This is a genomic window from Candidatus Chloroploca sp. Khr17 (genome assembly GCF_004138165.1).
Lineage (GTDB): Bacteria > Chloroflexota > Chloroflexia > Chloroflexales > Chloroflexaceae > Chloroploca.
The window spans coordinates 123,423-141,149 of the sequence record NZ_RYFF01000003.1 but is presented as its reverse complement, the minus strand read 5'-3'; the positions used below and the strand labels follow the sequence as shown (position 1 = coordinate 141,149).

The 17,727-nt window shown below is 58.6% G+C and carries 12 protein-coding genes; 4 read left to right on the top strand and 8 right to left on the bottom strand.

Translation table 11 applies throughout. The features are described from left to right. Nucleotides 1-100: 100 nt before the first annotated feature. Entirely contained in the window at nucleotides 101-1,738 is a 1,638-nt protein-coding gene (locus EKD05_RS03125; RefSeq protein WP_129670851.1) for a peptide ABC transporter substrate-binding protein, read from the bottom strand. Here EKD05_RS03125 and EKD05_RS26625 point away from each other — a divergent pair. Beyond that, nucleotides 1,737-2,102, top strand: a complete 366-nt coding sequence (locus EKD05_RS26625) for a Uma2 family endonuclease (protein ID WP_370374870.1) — start codon at nucleotides 1,737-1,739, stop codon at nucleotides 2,100-2,102. The genes EKD05_RS03125 and EKD05_RS26625 overlap by 2 nt on opposite strands. A gap of 10 nt (nucleotides 2,103-2,112) precedes the next feature. Here EKD05_RS26625 and EKD05_RS03115 read toward each other — a convergent pair whose 3' ends face one another. The 6 genes from EKD05_RS03115 to EKD05_RS03090 form a co-directional block, all read right to left on the bottom strand. Continuing rightward, a complete protein-coding gene (locus tag EKD05_RS03115; RefSeq protein ID WP_129670849.1) occupies nucleotides 2,113-3,351 on the bottom strand; it encodes a radical SAM protein in 1,239 nt (412 codons plus the stop codon). 5 nt (nucleotides 3,352-3,356) lie between these two features. Further along, nucleotides 3,357-3,752, bottom strand: a complete 396-nt coding sequence (locus EKD05_RS03110; RefSeq protein WP_129670848.1) for a Zn-ribbon domain-containing OB-fold protein — start codon at nucleotides 3,750-3,752, stop codon at nucleotides 3,357-3,359. A 27-nt stretch (nucleotides 3,753-3,779) separates the two neighbouring features. Next, nucleotides 3,780-4,433 (bottom strand): YIP1 family protein, encoded by a 654-nt coding sequence (locus tag EKD05_RS03105; protein WP_129670847.1) that lies wholly within the window; start codon nucleotides 4,431-4,433, stop codon nucleotides 3,780-3,782. A gap of 125 nt (nucleotides 4,434-4,558) precedes the next feature. Continuing rightward, on the bottom strand, nucleotides 4,559-5,722 hold the full coding sequence (locus EKD05_RS03100; protein ID WP_129670846.1) for a beta-ketoacyl synthase N-terminal-like domain-containing protein: 1,164 nt from the start codon (nucleotides 5,720-5,722) through the stop codon (nucleotides 4,559-4,561). 93 nt (nucleotides 5,723-5,815) lie between these two features. After that, a complete protein-coding gene (locus EKD05_RS03095) occupies nucleotides 5,816-6,865 on the bottom strand; it encodes a hydroxymethylglutaryl-CoA synthase (RefSeq protein WP_129670845.1) in 1,050 nt (349 codons plus the stop codon). A 158-nt stretch (nucleotides 6,866-7,023) separates the two neighbouring features. Next, nucleotides 7,024-8,310 carry a hydroxymethylglutaryl-CoA reductase, degradative gene (locus tag EKD05_RS03090; protein ID WP_129670844.1) on the bottom strand — a complete coding sequence of 429 codons (1,287 nt, stop codon included), beginning with the start codon at nucleotides 8,308-8,310 and terminating at the stop codon, nucleotides 7,024-7,026. A gap of 274 nt (nucleotides 8,311-8,584) precedes the next feature. On the opposite strand from EKD05_RS03090, the gene EKD05_RS03085 reads away from it, so the two are divergent. Then, complete coding sequence (locus tag EKD05_RS03085; RefSeq protein ID WP_129670843.1) at nucleotides 8,585-9,136, top strand: N-acetyltransferase; 552 nt, start codon at nucleotides 8,585-8,587, stop codon at nucleotides 9,134-9,136. On the opposite strand, the gene EKD05_RS03080 is transcribed toward EKD05_RS03085, so the two are convergent. After that, nucleotides 9,133-10,635: a carotenoid oxygenase family protein gene (locus tag EKD05_RS03080; RefSeq protein WP_129670842.1), complete on the bottom strand. Its 1,503-nt coding sequence runs from the start codon at nucleotides 10,633-10,635 to the stop codon at nucleotides 9,133-9,135. The two genes, EKD05_RS03085 and EKD05_RS03080, sit on opposite strands and share 4 nt — an antisense overlap. 446 nt (nucleotides 10,636-11,081) lie before the next feature. On the opposite strand from EKD05_RS03080, the gene EKD05_RS03075 reads away from it, so the two are divergent. Together EKD05_RS03075 and EKD05_RS03070 are read left to right on the top strand one after the other, a co-directional pair. Next, nucleotides 11,082-16,742 carry a PAS domain S-box protein gene (locus EKD05_RS03075; protein WP_129670841.1) on the top strand — a complete coding sequence of 1,887 codons (5,661 nt, stop codon included), beginning with the start codon at nucleotides 11,082-11,084 and terminating at the stop codon, nucleotides 16,740-16,742. After that, nucleotides 16,708-17,712, top strand: coding sequence for an HD-GYP domain-containing protein (locus tag EKD05_RS03070; protein WP_240695606.1), 1,005 nt, complete (start codon nucleotides 16,708-16,710; stop codon nucleotides 17,710-17,712). The genes EKD05_RS03075 and EKD05_RS03070 overlap by 35 nt, the downstream gene beginning before the upstream one ends. Nucleotides 17,713-17,727 lie beyond the last annotated feature (15 nt).

Sequence of the window (17,727 nt, the reverse complement as noted above, 5' to 3'; positions counted from 1 at the left end):
GAGGTTCTGCCCCGGCTTCCGCTCTTATTATGGTAAAGTTATCCACATCTGGGGGATTACTGTGGATAACACCACTATATCTAGTGGCTGGTGAGCCGGTCTACGGCCTGACCAACTCAACCGTGCTGAGATCAAGCAACCCCATCGGCGTGAGCTCAAGGCCGCGTACGTAGGGTTTCACCAGCATATGCTCGACATCGTGGTAGAGGGGGATGATTGGGCTGTCGGCCATGATGCGCGCTTCAATTTCCTGATAGAGAGCGTAGCGTGTCGTGTCGTCGGGTTCGACGGCGGCCTGGTTGAGCAGGCGATCAACGTCGGGGTTGCTGTAGGCCATATGGTTTTGGCCGCTGCCACTCCGAAAGAGCACGTCCAGAAAGTTTTCGGGGTCGGGATAGTCGGCAATCCACCCGGTGCCAAAGAGCTGAAAGCGGTTCTCTTCCAGGGCGGCCAGGTAGTCACCGAAATCTTCGTAGTCGCGAACCTCGATCGTAATCCCGAGCGTCGCTTCAGCCACGTCGCTCAGCAGGCTCGCCCAGGTTCCATACGCGATAATTGGCGGCAAGGCTTCCACACTCCCATAGCGTGACGTCGCAATCAGTTCGCGAATGCGCTCACCATCTGGCTCAAGTGGTGTCAGTTGCTCGTTATATCCAGGCATGCCAGGCGGAAGCACGCCGTACGCTGACTCGGCGGTGCCTTGCAAGGTCACGTTGGTGAGCAGGCTGCGGTCAATCAGCAGGCGGAAGGCTTTACGGATGTTCGCATCATCAAAGGGGGGCAGGTTGGCGTTCATGCCCAGGTAAAAGAGCGAGAGTTGTGGCTCTTGCCGCAGTTCTGCCGCGAGGGGATTATTGTCATCCTCAATGCGCGCCAGGGCAAAGGAGGGCACACTGGTCAGGTCAATCTGGCCCTGTTCGTAGAGGATCAGCGGATTGCTGGCGGCGGCCCCGATGAGCATCTGCACGCGATCGAGACGCGCCGGTTCACGGGCAAAATGGGGATTGCGCGCCAGCACAAGCAACTGGTTGCGCTCCCAGCGTTCGATGGTAAAGGGCCCACTGCCATTCGGTTGCTCGGTCCAATCGCCTCGTCCGGCTTCAACGGCCTGCTGGTCAACCACAAAGCTCGTTGGATGGGCCAGTTTTGCGAGGAAGAAGCCCTTGGGCGCGTCAATCGTCAGCACGATGGTACGTTCGTCACGCACCTCAAGCCCGCTGATCGTGCTGGCTGTTCCGGCGAGTTTTTCGGCGACCCCGACGATATCGCCCAGGTAGGTCGCCGCTGGCAGCATCGCCCCGAGCCGTGGATCAGTGGCGCGTTCCAGGCTATAGCGCACATCCTCAGCCGTGATTGGCCGCCCGTCGGCAAAGTTGGCCGTGGGCCGCAGGCGAAAGGTGTAGCTCCGCCCATCCTCTGAGCGTTCCCAGCTTTCGGCCAGATCTGGTTCGACTTCGAGGTCATTGTCCAACCGTACCAGGCCGCTGAAGATCTGCCGGACGACAAAAGCACTTGTCACATCACCAACGAGGGCCGGGTCAAGCGTGGTTGGATCGCGTGAGCCGAGCGTCATAATGAGCGTCCCACCCGAAGCGCCTTCAGGTGTTGGCACTGGCCCAGAAAGGGGCTCATTCGCCTCCGGGCCACACGCACCAAGGCTCAAACTGAGCACAAGCAGCAACGCTATGACAACCCACGCTCGGTGGTTGGAGAAGGCGATCTTGTTGGCACCCTGCATGATTGGATCCTTCCGCAACGGGCAGATTTGTTGGAAGCAACGTATAATTATAGCATGGGCAACGGGGTGGCATGCCCATGATCCCCGTCGCCAGAATCGGTACTGGCTTGGCGCTGATCTCGTGGTCGAAATTGTCAGTCCCGATGATCCTGAGCGTGATACGGTGGTCAAGGTGGCCGATTACGCCGAGGCTGGCATTGCCGAGTATTGGCTGGTTGATCCGGTCGCCGAGCAGATCACCGTCTTGATACTTGAGGGTTTGGCCTATGCGGTGCATGGGCGCTTTGCCCGTGGTGAACAGGCCACCTCGTTGAGCTTGCCTGGCTTTGAGGTGGCCGTGAGTGCGGTCTTTGATGCGACGTGAGGGTTGGCGCTTAACTTGGGACTGAGGTGCCTGCGAGTTGCCCGCAGGCGGCGGCAATGGCGACGCCTCGTTCGATCCGGACGGTGCAGGCGATGCCATAGTCGAGCAAGACTTGCTGGAAGGCCGTCACGCGTTCGCGCTCTGAGCGGCCGAGCGGCATGCCTGGCACGGGGTTCCACGGGATCAGGTTGACATGGCAGAGCAAGGGCGCCCCTCTGCTGACGCTCTGACCACGGAGCAAGCGGGCGAGGGCAAGCGCTTGGTGCGGGTGGTCGTTGCGCCCCTGCAGCAGCACATATTCAAAGCTGACCCGTCGCCCAGTCTGGTCGATATAGTCTCGGGTTGCCTCAAGCAATTCGACCAGCGGATACCGCTGGTTGATCGGCATCATTGCGCTGCGCAGCGCATCGTCGGGTGCATGCAACGAGATTGCCAGGCTGATTGGCAAGGGAGCTTCGGCCAGGCGCCTGATGCCTGGCACAAGTCCGACCGTCGAGACGGTCATGCTCCGTGCGCCAAGGTTGAAGCCCTGTGGATCGTGCAGGCGCTCGACGGCTGCCCACCAGCGGTCGTAGTTGGCGAACGGTTCACCCATGCCCATAAAGACCAGATTCGTCACCCTGGCGACCTGGTGCGTGACCCGTTCGGTAAAGGCCTCGCCTTCGCCGCCCCACCACTGCCCATCGTCGTCGGTTCGGGTGGCCTCGGGGCGCGGCAAGGCTTGTTGTCTGGCCCGGCTTGTCGCAGGGGGTGCCTCGAGTTGGCTGTCGGTTGCGCCAGGGGCCACCAGGCTTGCCTGCCACTTCCGCAACTCACGTGAAGCCCAGAGCGCCTGTTCGACGATCTCGCCCACCGTCAGATTCCGTAACAGACCGAGCTTGCCGGTGGCGCAGAAATCGCAGCCCATCGCGCAACCAGCCTGCGTACTGACGCAGACGGTTGCGCGATCAGGATAGATCATCAACACGGTTTCGAGCACAGCCCCGTCGTGCAGCCGAAAGAGCGCCTTGCGCGTCAGCCCCTGATCGGTCTCTTGCACCCGTTCAAGCTGCAACGCTCCCAGGCGCACCTCGTTGGCGAGCCGCTCGCGCAGGGCGAGCGGCAGATCGGTCATCGTCATCGCATCGCCGGCTAGATTGACATAAAGTTGACGATACAACTGTTTCGCGCGAAAGGCGGGCTGGCCCAAGTCACGCAGCAGGGTTTCGAGCTCGATCATGGTCAGATTGTAGAGGGCAACAGTTGACATTGCGCTTACACAAGCACCGGGCGAAACTTGTACCCATAGACGAGCACATTATCTTCGCCGGTATCGAGCAACTGACGGGTCACCATCTCGACGGATTGACCAATCGCAAGATCGGCCTCGGCGCAATCGGTCAACTGGGCCGCGACCAGTGGGCCTTCTTCAAGGCGCACCATCCCGACCGGGTAAGGCACGAGCCCCTCATAGCCATCAGGCCCCTGACGGAGCACACTGAAGCTATAGAGTTCGCCGCGCCCACTAAGCTCAACGGCTTCCCACACCGCCGGATCTTCGCCGATGGCCGGGGGCTGAGCGGGAAAGCGAACTTCACCAGTTTCACGATGACGTTGACCTTGCAACCGATAGCGTGCGGCGCGTTGGCGCCAGTGACGAGCAATTTCCATATCGATTGATATCTCCTCGTAAAAAAATCAGACCCCACCAGCCGCGCCAATAATGGCTGCGATCATGAGGGCAAAGAAAAGGAAAAAGCAGAGGCCGATGGCGATCCCGATGGCAAACTGGATCAGAATGACGTACAGAGCCTTATTGCCCGGCAGGTTCATGCCAGCCTGGATCGCGAGATAGGTGAGGTAGAGATTGTAGATAAAGAGCGCAAATGCCGCGATGCCACCAAGGAATGGAATGAGGCCCAGCAGGCTCCCGATCACCGTAATGGGTGCCCCAAAGAGCGACATATTGTAGGCCAGTTCACCAAACTTGCCGGTGCCCCCAAACGCACGTCCAAGGGCAAAGGTAATGCCCCAGGCAATCAGCAGAATGAGGGGCGTAAAGACGATTGCCCCGATAACCGAGGCCCAGATGCTGGGGGTCGCGGCTGCGCCGGTGCTCATCCCGCCGAGCAACTCGGCCAGTTCCGGGGGGATATCGCCTAAATCTTGCGGATTGACGGCGGCTGGTGGAAAAAGCGCGAACTGAATGCCACTAATGATCGCATTGATCACCCCGGCGAGCACCGAGTAGATCAATGCCCAACCCAGATTATCTTTCTCATATTCCTCGAAGGTCGCCACCGAAGGTTTACTCAGCACACCGACGCTGCCGTTGATCATTTCCTGAATCATGGTTTGGCTCCTGTAGAAAGCGCGGGTACGTAGCGCAAGATCCACCCCTTGCGAGGGTCAGGGTCTTGGTTTCATTGTAGTGCATGAAGAGCGAAACGTACAGCTTGACGCCAAGGCGCCAATCCTTACTCAGCGACGATGACGGCGGTTGCTGCGGTTGCCCCAAGGCCACCGAGCGTCTGCGCCAGCCCAACGCGGGCGTCGGCGACCTGGGTTGGGCCGGCTTCGCCGCGCAACTGGCGTACCAGTTCGACGACCTGGTAGACGCCACTGGCGCCGACGATGTCGCCACGGGCTTTGTAGCCGCCTGCCGTGGCGAGCGGCGTGCGCCCGGTTGGGGCAATGGCCCCGTCGGCGGCGTGCCGCGGAGCTTCGCCGCGGTCGTAGGAGCCGATTGACTCGAGCGCAAGCGTGGCCGCAATGCCGTGAGGGTCACTCAACTCAAAGACTTGCACATTGCTGAGGCCCAAATGGGCACGTCCAAGCGCAACGTGGGCACTGGCCCGCGCTGCTTCAAGATCGAGCGGGTTACGGCGTGCGCCCAGCGAAGGCGTATCGGTGGCGACGGCGGTGCCAGCCAGCCGGATGAGTGGCCCGGGGAGCTCGCGGGCAAGCGATTCAGCCGCGAGGATGACACATGCGGCCCCATCGGCGACGGTGCTGCAATCGAGCATATTCAGTGGCGAGGCGACCATCCCGGCTTTGCGGTACTTGTCGGCGTTGATCGCAAACCGGTAGAGCGCCTGCGGATTTTTTGCTGCATTGGCATGCGCATTGACCGGGAAGGGCGCAAAGGCTTCGAGGCCATAGTTGTATTCGTGCATATACCGCCGCATCAGCAGCGCCCACTGCGAGGTCAGCGTCAACCCGTGGATCGCCTCGGCCTCGGCGTCGGTATGCAGCGCGAGCGCTGCTTCGAGCGCCCCTTCAAGGCGATCGGTCACCTTTTCGGCTCCTAGGACGACAACAAGGTCGCACTGCCCCGTTGCAATCGCCTGGGCAGCTTGGTGTAACGCAACCCCGCCACTCGCGCCGGCGGCCTCAACCCGGAACGCAGGCACCCCACGCAACCCGACGGCGTTGGCTAGATACGCCCCGAGTTGCCCCTGACTTGCCAGCGCCTCACCCATGGCATTCGCGACAAAAAGCGCCCCAACGCGCTCGGGGCTTACCTCGGGTAGGGCGGCAAACGCGCTACGTACCGCCTCACTCGCCAGATCGCTCAGACTGCGTGCATAATGTTCGCCAACCGCAGTTGCCGCAGCACTCACAATATATGATGGTCGCATACATCTCCTTATTTGCTTAACAATCCTTTTCAGCGTAGCCCTCGTTTGCCTGGTTTTGGCGGCGCAGCCACCAAAATCAGGCAAACAAAAGAATTACCCCATGACGAGTTTGCCGATCCATTTCGCATAGACCGCATAGTCAATAAAGACCTGCCGTTTGAGGTAGGCCTCGGTCAGCGGGGCACGGTTGCGCCGCTCGAGGATCTGCTCGGTGACGGTGAGCGCATAAGCATCCGAGCCAGCGCCGCTGCCGTAGGTCGTGATAAAGATGGTCTCGCCGGGTTGCGCAACGTCAAGTGTTGCACACAGGCCGACCATAGCCGCGCCCGAGTAGGTATTGCCGATCTGTGGGCTGAGCAAGCCGGGCGCAATCTGACTATCGCTAAAACCCAGGCGTTTGGCGACGGCCTGAGGGAACTTGGCATTCGGCTGGTGGAAGATCGCGTAGGTGAAATCCTTGGCGGTCTTGCCCAGATCGCTCATCAAGCGTTGGGCCGCCGATTGGATCTGGTGAAAGTAGGCCGGCTCGCCGGTAAAGCGATTGCCATGGACAGGGTAGGGGCGATCGGCGCGCCGGAAGAAGTCGGGCGTATCGCTCACATAGCTCACGGTTGCATCAATCGTTGCCACAGACTCTTCGGCTGGCCCGATCAGCAGCGCCCCTGCCCCTGCCGACGCGGTATATTCCAGCGCATCGCTGGGGCGGCTCTGCGCCGTATCGGCCCCGATCGCCATGGCATACGTAGCCATCCCGCTGCCCACCAGGGCCATCGCTGCGGTCAGCGCCTCGCTGCCCGCTTTGCAGGCAAACTCAAAGTCGGCAGCGCTCACCCATGGCGTCGCCCCGAGGGCCTCGGCCACGATCGTGCCCGAAGGCTTCACACTATATGGATGGCTCTCACTGCCGACCCAGACCGCGCTCACCTGTTCGATCGTGACCCCGGCGCGTGCCAGGGCATTGCGCGCGGCCTCGATCGAGAGCGTAATCGTATCTTCATCAGGGCCCGGCACACTCTTGGCATCCACGGGCACCCCACCCTGCCCATCAGTCCAGATGCGCGCAATCTCACGCGCAGCGATGCGATAGCGGGGAACATACGCCCCGTAGCCAATCAGCCCAACCGGGCGTTCTGGTTTCATCATATGACGATCCTTCTCTCTAAGCTTGATATTTGGCACAGCAAAAAACACAGGTCTCAGCCAACGTGCGATGCAGCCATCGTCATCATCGGCGATCCTGCGTTTATCCCTCAGCTGCTTTGTCTCAACACCCTTTGCGCCGTTGCGTCTTTGCGTCAACATTACCGCAATTCAGCGATCAACTCTTCCGCCCGCGCGGGTTTGATATTGCGCTCTTCGACCATCCGGCGAACGATCTCGTCTACGAGGGGGCCGTGGGCACCGGCGGCCATGGCAATCTGGCGTGCGTGGAGCCCCATATGGCCGCGGTTGATCCCTTCGCAGGCGAGGGCACGCATGGCGGCCAGATTGCTCGCGAGGCCGGCGGCGACACAGATCTCGGCCAGTTCGTTGGCTGACTGCACCCCAAGCAATTTGAGCGCGGTCTGGGCAGCGGGATGCACCCTGGTGGCACCGCCGACAATGCCAACGGCCATCGGCATTTCGAGTGTCCCAACGAGATTGCCCTCGTCATCGCGCTCCCACACGCTCAACGAGCGGTACTGGCCGCTGCGTGAAGCATACGCGTGCGCCCCAGCCTCGATGGCGCGCCAGTCGTTGCCGGTTGCGACAATCACCGGGTCAACCCCATTGAGAATGCCCTTGTTGTGGGTGGTTGCCCGATAGGGATCAACGGCGGCAAAGGCATAGGCCCACATAATGCCCTCGGCCACCTCTTCGCCACTCAACCCATCGCGTTCGAGGGCGCGGGTCGGCACGACACAACGGGCGCGGGCGAGACGACGGTCACTGAGATTCGACAGAATGCGCAGATAGACGCGCCCGCCGGTAATCTGCTCGATAAGCGGGGCAACAGCCTCGCACATCGAGTTGATCGCGTTGGCACCCATCGCATCGCGAGTATCAACCAGCAGGTGAACAACCATCATTGGCCCCATCGGGCTCGTTGCATGCAGGTTGACTTCGAGATCACGGGCACCGCCGCCAAGCCCGACCAGCGAGCGGCTCTGCGCATTGGCGATCGCAAGGATCTCTTCTTTGCGGGTGAAAATATCGTGGCGCGCACTCTGTGGGGCCGCCACGCCAACAATCTGAATTTGCCCGATCATCACGGGATCGGTGCTATTGGTGGCAAAACCGCCGCCCTCGCGTACCATTCTGGCCGCGTAGCTTGCGCCGGCAACAATTGACGGCTCTTCAACGACCATCGGGATCAAATGGTCACGCCCGTTGATCAAAAAATTGGTTGCGATGCCAAGCGGCAGGTTGTAGGTGCCAACCACATTTTCGATCATCTTGTCGGCACGCTCAATCGTCAGGGTGCCATGACCACCATGCAAAACCCGGAGATCTTCTTCGCAAAGACCGTCAAAGGACTTGACCATCTGCAAACGCTCAAACGGGTTTAATTGATAAAATCCCTGGAGCCGTGAATTTTTTGTACCCATAAAATGCTGCTCTTCCTCCGCGTCGTACCTTGTTGCTAGAACTTTCCCGTTGACTATTGTAACATTGGTATGCGCTCGGCAAGCCCTGAATTAACTGTCAAAACCTATCAACCCACTCTCTCAGGCTTTCAGGCAGGGCCCATGGGCTTGAAATTATGGTAAAAAGAGGCCATTATAACCGCATTTCACGTTGTTCACGCACGGGGTTGTTTTTGCTAGACTTGCATGCGCGCAAAACATTGGACATTCTTTTACAGGGGAAGAAAATACATATATGCACATCATAACTCTCGAAGCGGACGACCACGAGGGCCGTACAGCGGCGGCGATGCTGCTGGTTGAAGGGTTTCGTGAGCTTACGCCGCAGACCTGGCCGGATCTTCAGAGCGCCCAGACCGAAGTTGAGGAGGCACTTGATGCGGCGAAAATCTGCCGGGTGGCCTATGACGAGGCCGGGACACTCGTGGGTTGGATTGGCGCCCTCGAGTTGTATCCCGGCCATGTGTGGGAGTTGCACCCGCTGGTGGTGCGTCGCTCGCACCAGCGCCAGGGCGTTGGGCGGGCATTGGTGCAAGACCTCCAACGGCAGGTTGCGGTGCGTGGCGGCTCGACCATCTTCCTTGGTACCGATGATGAGGCTGGGCTTACGTCGCTGGCGGGCCTTGACCTCTATCCTGATGTGTCTGCCAATATCGCGACGATCCGCAACGTGCATGACCACCCGTACGGCTTTTATCAACGGTGTGGCTTTGTGATCGTTGGCCTCGTCCCCGATGCCAATGGCTTTGGCAAACCTGATATCTTGATGGCGAAACGGGTTGCTTAGGCCTCGGGTCCAAAATAGTCGGGCACAAAGCAGCCGTGGAACCCATGCGGCAGGTGGTGCTTCATATGAAGCTGGGCGATCGGCCCCTGGGCTAGGTCGCGGGCATCGAGGATCACCACGCTGCTGCGATGCTGCTCGCCATCGTAGACGAGGCTCAAAAGCCAGCCATCATCTTCCGTCACCCCATCGGGCCTGGGCACAAAGAGAGCCTCGCTCGGAAATCCGTAGGGCGCAGCATTCCACACATCGGTCGCGCCCGTGGCGAGATCGAGTTTCGTGATCGTCTGCACAACCCATCTTGTCTTGTCTGGTGGGGCCGCAACAAGGTAGACATAACGATACGGGCGGCCCTGGTTCTGCGGGTGGAGTGTCGGGAAATCGCAGGTACCCGGATAGAGGAACGTACGGTCAACCGTGCCAGTTTTGGTATCAATCGTATAGCGCCAGAGTTCTCCAGCCGGAAAGCGTCGATAATCAAGGTCAAGAAAGTTCTCGCCCGGCTCGATCTGAGGGAAATCGGCGTACGAGACGGCATCAACACAGATCTTATCACCATCTTCAAAGGCATTGGCAAGGTGAAAGATGAAGCCTGATTTTGCGTCGTAGATATTGACGGGTCCTTCGGGATCGCGGGGTAACACCACAATCCGGGTCGGACGCGACTGATTCAAGCGGAAGGACTGGACAATCGATTGAATGCCGAGCACATAGGGTACTGCATTGTAGTCGAGCGGTGTCTGGAAAAAGATGCAGTGGTTGGGCGTGATCGCCATGTCGTGCAGCACCGAGAAACCGGGGATGCGATAGGCATGGCGCTTGAGCACCTTGCCGGCCTGGTCAAACTCATAGATCGTAATGATCGTTGCATCTTCCTGGAAACCGATGCCGAGCTTCATCTGGCTCCCAAAATTGACGAGATGCGGCTCACCCGCGACATTGGGGTCAATGCGATAATGGGCCGCAAACTCTTTGCCGGGGCTGAGGATGCCGCCCAGGTCATCGAGGCCAAGCGTTTCGAGCGTATAAGGATCGAGGCGATGCGGCTCGCCACCCTCCCACAGCGCAAGCAATTTGCCACCCCAATAGGTGACACTGGTATTCGCCAGGTTCTTCAGGCGCAGATCAAAGATATTGGCGAGCATCCCGCCAGGTTTCTGCGTGCCAAACGGGCTACGGTAAAGGATCTTGCCGGCTTCTTGCTCTTCGAGAAAGCCTTTGGTCCGCACAAACCGATTGCGCACAAAGGCGCGCCCATTGGCAAAGGCCATCGAAAAGATCATCCCGTCACCGTCAATCGGGTGATGCAGGCGTTGCCCATTCACATCGAGCAACCCCGGCCCATTGCGAAAGAACGTTCCGTGCAGCTCGGGGGGAATGGTTCCCTCAACCTCATCAAGCCAATAGGCCAACTCTTGCCGCTGCGACTGATAGCCCCGCGCAAAGGCAGCGCGTATCTGCTCGAACGGGACTTCAGTCGTTGGGGTGGTTGTCATTGTCATCGCTGCTCCTTTTCCGCCTTCCGGCGCGGTCTAGGGCTATTGCCCTAAAAATCCATACAAGCGAGTTTCTTGGGGCCTATGGCTCCAAGAAACTCAGATGAAAGCTTTGCAAAAACCAAAAAAAACCTGTGCATGCTCTATTGTACCACAAGAATGAGGCCCCCAGGAGGCGTTCCTGTGCGGGGAGCCAAGCCAGTGGCGCTGGCTGCGATACCCGCACGGGGACGGCATACAGGGCGATTGCATCCGTGGCCTGATTCCAGCCGGCGCAGGCCGGCTTTGCCCTGCGTAGCCAAGGCGTTTACGCCGACGGACGGAAGATGCAATCGCCCTAGGACGGCATATTTCGGACATTGAAAGTCCCCTTAGCGGGTGATACAATACGATCACCGGTCTCATGGCTCCACTCCTTACACTGCATAATCACATTTGAGAGACCAGTGTCTATGCAAAATCCAACCAGTCTTATTTCACCATCGCGCCGTTTGCGGCTTATAGGGAGCATCCTGCTGCTGGCGCTGCTCTATGGGGCAGTTTTTCGTACGACCCTCTTTTTTCTCGATCCGCTTGATCCGATCGTTGCGGTGTGGCCTGCGGCTGGTGTGGCGCTGGCTGGCGTTGTTGTCGGCGGTTACTGGTTGAGCCTAGGGGTGCTGGTGGGAGGTCTTCTCGCCAGTCTTTCGCTCCTTGGCGGCCCGGTGACCCCGATCCTGGCCCTGGTGTTTGCGCTTGGTTCAACGATGCAGGCCCTGCTCGGGGCTTTTTTGCTGCGCCGGTTTGCCAGTCCGTTGCCGCCGCGCATGGTAAAGTTGGTGGTACGGGGCCTCCTCTTGAATGGGGTAACGGCTGTGGTGGCCCCTGCTGTCAGCATCGTGGCCTTGGCCGTGGCCGGGGCGTTGCCGTGGGCGCAGGTGCCAATCCTGTTTGGACGCTGGTGGATCAGTGCCTATGTTGGCATCTTGATACTTACGCCGGCGATCATTGTTGCAACCCGGATCCGGCATAACCGTGTGAGCCTGGAGGTGATGGTTGGCCCATTGGCAAGTCTGATGGTCGGACTGGCTTTTTTTGCCTTTACGCTCGCGCTCAACTATGAAGAGCGTCAGTTGCGTGCCCGCCTTGAAGCCGATAGTGCCGAAATGGTGCAGGCTGTTGAGGCGACAATGCTTGATCATGGGTCCTCGTTGCTCGCGGTGCGCTCCTTCTATGAGGCCTCAGATCAGGTCACTCGCGCTGAGTTTTTGCGTTTCGTGACGCCTTTGCGTGAACGATCACCGAGTATTCAAACAATTGCGTGGGCACCCGTCGTTGCGCAAGAGCAGCGTGCCGCGTTTGAGCAAGCGCTGCGTGAAGAGGGTTTTCCTTCCTTTACGATTTTTGAACGTGATGCCGCTGGGCAACCCGTGCCTGCAGCTGAGCGAATGTTCTATGTTCCGGCGACGTTTTTTGAGCCGTTTGAACTCAACCGTGCGGCCCTGGGTTTTGATATGGGATCTGAGCAGATCCGTGCTGCGACGATTATGCGTGCGCGTGATCGTGGGGAACCAGCGCTGAGCCCCCAGCTCAAGCTTATTTCAACGGATAACGACGACCTTCATGTGTTGCTGGTGAGTCCGCTCTACAACCCTGATCTGCCCCTCAATGCGGTTGCTGAGCGTCAGGTTGCTTTTGAGGGCGTTGCTTTTCTGATTCTCCCGATGGAACGTGTGTTTGAACAGGCGCTTGTGGCTACCACACGCCACGATCTTGAATTCTATCTCTTTGATGTGAGTGAGCGTGAGCCAGATCTGCTGGCCTGGCAACCCTCACGCTCGGGGAGCCAGGATCGATCAGAAACCAACACCTTCACCCAAGCTGAACTCTATGCGTCGCAGTATGTGACCACGCGAACGCTGGAACTCTATGGCCGCACCTGGGAGTTTGTTGCCCGACCCGGCCCGGCGTATGTGGCTGCTATTCGTGGTTGGATGGCCTGGCCTACCCTTGTGATCGGGCTTTTCACCGCCACGCTCTTCCTGCTGTATATACGGTCGCGCCAGCGCACCGATCTCTTGTTGGCGCAGAGTCAGGCCAGTCTCGAGATGGCTCAGGAGGTGGCCCATCTGGGGAGTTGGGAACTGGATCTTGCCACTGGCAAGGGCTTGTGGTCACAAGAGATGTTTCGCCTCTTTGGGCGTGATCCGGCTGCCGGAGCCCCCCAATTTGAGGAGTTTATGGCGTGGGTTCACCCCGATGATCAGGCTGCGTTGCTTGCGGCCCAGGTCGAGGTGCTAGCTACGCACGAGCGGGTGACGATCGAATATCGCCTCAACCCCTCGTTGGGACGTGCGCAATGGTTTGAAGCAACCATCTCGTGGATTCAGCCCGAGGGTAAACCCCAACGAGTCATTGGCACGGTGCTCGATATCACCGAGCGTAAACTGGCGCTTGAGACGTTGCGAGTGCGCGAAGAGATCTTTTCGAGCATTGTCAGTCAGGCGATGGATGCCATTGCCCTGATTGATGCTGAGACACGCCGTTTTGTCGAGTTCAATGAGGTTGCTCATCGTGATCTGGGCTATACCCGTGAAGAATTTGCCCGCATGGGCATTACTGATATTCAAGCGGAGCATACCTTAGACGAGATCCGGCACAATATCGAAGCTATTTTTACCCATGGTCAGGCCGCTTTTGAGACCGAGCATCGCCATCGCAATGGAGCCATCCGAATCGTCTCGGTGCGCGCCAGTCGCTTGATCCTGCGCGGCCATCCCTATATTGCCGGTGTCTGGACGGACATCACCGAGCGCAAGCAGGCCGAAGTGCGTTTGCACAAGCTCAATCGTGCGTATATGGTGCTGAGTGAGGTGAATGAGACGATCGTGCGGGTGCGGGATGCGCAGATTCTCTTTACCACGGCCTGCCAGATCGCGGTTGCCCAGGGGGGCTTTCGAATGGCCTGGATCGGCTTGCTTGATCCGGGCACGAGTGAAGTGCAACCGGTTGCCTGGGCTGGCGAAGTTGGCGATTATCTGGGTAAAGTGCGGATCGCGCTTGACGAAAGCCCGCGCGGGCGTGGGCCGACCGCAATGGCCCTTCGCCAGGGTGAGCATATTGTCGTGAATGATCTTGCCAATGATCCTCGCATGGCCCCCTGGCGCGAGGATGCGTTGCGCCTTGGGTATCATGCGCTAGCGGTCTTCCCCTTGATTGTTGCGGGCAAGGTAGAGGGTTCGCTGAATCTGTATGCTCCTGAGACCGATTTCTTTGATCAAGCTGAACTCAAACTCTTTGACGAGATGGCCATTGACATTGCCTTTGCCCTGGAATTTATGGCCCAGGAGCAGCAACGCCGCGAAGCGGAAGCGCAGATCCGTACCAGTGAGCGGCGTAGCCGGGCGTTGCTTGCGGCGATTCCGGATATCATGTTCCGGGTGAACTACGAAGGCGTCATTCTTGATTATTCGGCTATGATGTCTGACCTCCTGTATGTCTCGCCCGACGTGTTTCTTGGCAAGTCGTTTCGCGATGTACTGCCCTTGGAGGTCGGGGAACAATGGCAGATAGCCATTGATGCGGCGTTCACAACCGACGCCTTGCAGACCTTTGAATATCAACTGATGCTTGGCGATAAACCGCACTTCTTTGAGGCGCGGCTGAGCGTTAACCAGAGCGAGCGCGAAGCGGTGGCGATTGTCCGTAATGTCACGGAGGCCCGGCGGTCAGCCGCCGAAATTGTGCGTCTCTCACGGGTGGTGGAACAGATGGATGACATCGTCTTGATTGCCGATATCAATGGGATCATTCAGTATGTCAACCCGGCCTTCGAACGACAGTTTGGCTTTACCTGTGCTGAAGTCATTGGGCAGACACCGCGTATTCTCAAATCGGGCCTAGAGAACAGGGCCTTGTATACCAACCTCTGGGCCACGATTCTCAGTGGCGAGTCCTTCCATGCCGAGTTTCGCAATCGGCGCAAAGATGGTCAGATTATCTATGAGGCCAAGACGATCACCCCGGTGCGCGATGAGCATGGCGTGATCACCAACTTTGTCGCGACGGGCAAAGATATTACCATGCGCAAGCAGATGGAACACGATCTGCAAGAGCGCCTCAAAGAATTGACCTGTTTGCGTCAGGTGCAGCGCTTGCTTGACCAGAATCCCTCCCTTGATGCTCTTGGTCGTCAGGTGATCGGCTATCTTGTCGCTGCGATGCAGTATCCTGAGCTTGCGCTCGCTACCATTGAGCTTGATGGTTGCAGCTATCGTTCAACTGAAGATGATGAACCGTTAGATCAGTTGCCTTACATCCGGGCCGAAATTCTCGCAGGGGGCGTTCTGATTGGCTGCCTGAAGATCTTTTACCTTGAAGATGCGCAACTTATTCCGGAAGAGCAAAACATGCTCGATAGTATTGCGCATGCCCTTGGTCTCTGGCTTGAGCGACGGCGTGCTGAAGAGGCGTTGATCAACGAGCGCAATCTGTTGGCCCGGCGGGTTGATGCGCGTACGGCGGATCTTAGCCGTACCAACCTGGAACTTGCCCGCGCTGTGCGTGCCAAAGATGACTTTCTTGCCAATATGAGCCACGAGTTGCGCACGCCGCTCAATGCGATCCTGGCCTTGAGTGAAGGTTTGCTGGAACAACTGCGTGGTCCGCTCAATGAACGCCAGCAGGCCTCGCTACGCAATATCGAAGTGAGTGGTCGCCACTTGCTTGCCTTGATCAACGATATTCTCGATCTCTCGAAGGTTGAAGCCGGACGCATGGATCTGCAACCCGAAACCCTGCTGGTGAGCGACATCTGCGAAGCGAGTATGGTCTTTGTTAAAGAACTCGCCAATAAAAAGCAGATCCAGTTGCACATGCAGATCAATGAACCCCAGGCGCGCGTTGAAGCCGACCCCAAGCGCCTCAAGCAGATCCTTGTCAATCTCCTCAGCAATGCGGTAAAATTTACCCTGTCAGGGGGCCGGGTGAGTCTGTGCGTCGAGGCGCAGGCGGGCGAGGGGGCGATCCGTTTTGCGGTTGAGGATACCGGCATTGGCATGGAACCCGAAGGCATAGCCCAACTCTTCAAACCCTTTATGCAGCTCGACTCGAGCCTGAGCCGTCAGCATGAAGGGACTGGTCTTGGCCTCGCGCTGGTGCGACGGCTGGTTGAGTTGCACGGGGGCAGTGTCACGGTGACGAGCGAACCAGGCAAGGGCAGTTGCTTTACGGTCGCGCTACCCTATCCACCGCTTCCTACGGTTCCAGCACGCTTGCCGACCAAGTCGGCAGACGCGCCTGCTTCCGACGAGCTCCGCTCGGCGCTGGTGATTGAAGACTCGGAAACGGCCGGTGAACAGATCGCCCGGTACCTTGAGGAACTCAACATCCATGCGGTGATCTATGGTCGGGGTGTCGGGGCCGTTGAGCAGGTTGCTCGTCTGCATCCTGATGTCATTTTCCTTGATCTCCAGATGCCCGAGCAATCAGGCTGGGAGATCCTGGCCCAACTCAAGGCTGATCCAGTCTTGCATGTGATACCGGTGATTATTATCTCGGTAGTTGATGATCGGGTGAGTGGCCTGGCGGCCGGGGCGGCCGAATATCTGGTGAAGCCCATCTCGCGCGAGACCCTGCGCCGGGCGCTTGGGGTTGCGGTGCATAAGCCTCAAGCACCACGTGAAGCGGTTGTCATTGCTTCAGCACCGGCACGACGCCCATCAGCAACCCACATCCTGATGGCCGAAGATAACGAAGTCAATATTGTTGCGCTTGGTGACTATCTGCAAGACAAAGGCTATCGGCTCTCGGTGGCACGTAATGGGCGTGAAGCCCTTGACCTGGCTGCCGAGACGCCCCCCGATCTCGTGCTCATGGATATTCAGATGCCTGAATTAGATGGACTCGAGGCGATTCGGCAGTTGCGCGCCGATCCTACTTTTACGCTGACGCCGATTATTGCGCTGACGGCTCTTGCGATGCCCGGGGATCGTGAGCGCTGCATGGAGGCGGGGGCGAGTGAGTATCTCACGAAACCGGTGAGTCTGCGTGGCTTGGTCGAGACGATTGAGCGGCTTCTCGATCATCCGCAGGGGGGCTATGATGACCGCACCGAGCATTGTCCTCATTGTTGATGATAATCCGATTGGCCGCGAGACACTGGAAGATCTGCTTTATGGGCAGGGCTATACCCTGGCGTTTGCGGCTGATGGCCCTGAAGCGTTGCAGCAAGCAAGTGCTCTGACGCCTGACGTAATTTTGCTTGATGTGATGATGCCAGGCATGGATGGCTTTGAAGTGTGCCGGCACCTGCGCGCCGATCCGCATCTGGCCGAAGTCCCTGTCGTGATGGTCACGGCCCTCGATGACTCAGAGTCGCGGCTGCGTGGGATCGAGGCCGGGGCCGATGATTTCATTAGCAAACCCTTCAAACGGGCCGAGTTGCGGGCACGGGTCAAGACGATTACGCGGCTCAATCGCTATCGGAGCCTGCTCGAAGAGCGCGCCGCTTTGCAGCGTGCCCACGAGGAGTTGATCGCGAGCTATGATGCGACCATCGAAGGTTGGGTGCATGCCCTTGATCTGCGTGACAAAGAGACCGAGGGCCACTCATTGCGTGTGACCGAGATGACCGTACGTATGGCCCGCGCCGCTGGCATCACTGAACCTGAATTGACCGCGATTCGGCGTGGGGCGTTGCTGCATGATATTGGCAAACTCGGCATTCCTGATGCGATCCTGCTCAAACCAGGGCCATTGACCGCAGAAGAGTGGGCCATTATGCACCAGCATCCGCAGTATGCCTACGATATGATTGCGCCGATCGCCTATCTGCAACCAGCGCTCGCTATTCCTTATTGCCACCACGAAAAGTGGGACGGGACAGGCTACCCGTGTGCTCTGGCGGGCAGCGCTATTCCGCTGGCGGCGCGGCTCTTTGCGGTTGTCGATGTCTGGGACGCCCTGCGTTCTGATCGTCCCTATCGCCGTGGCTGGCCCGAGCAAGATGTTCTGGCCTATCTGCGGGCGCAAGCGGGAACACACTTTGACCCGTGGGCAGTCGAGCTCTTTTTTCAAGTCCTCGAGGCAATGCCTTGCAAATAAGGTGGTTGTTTTGAC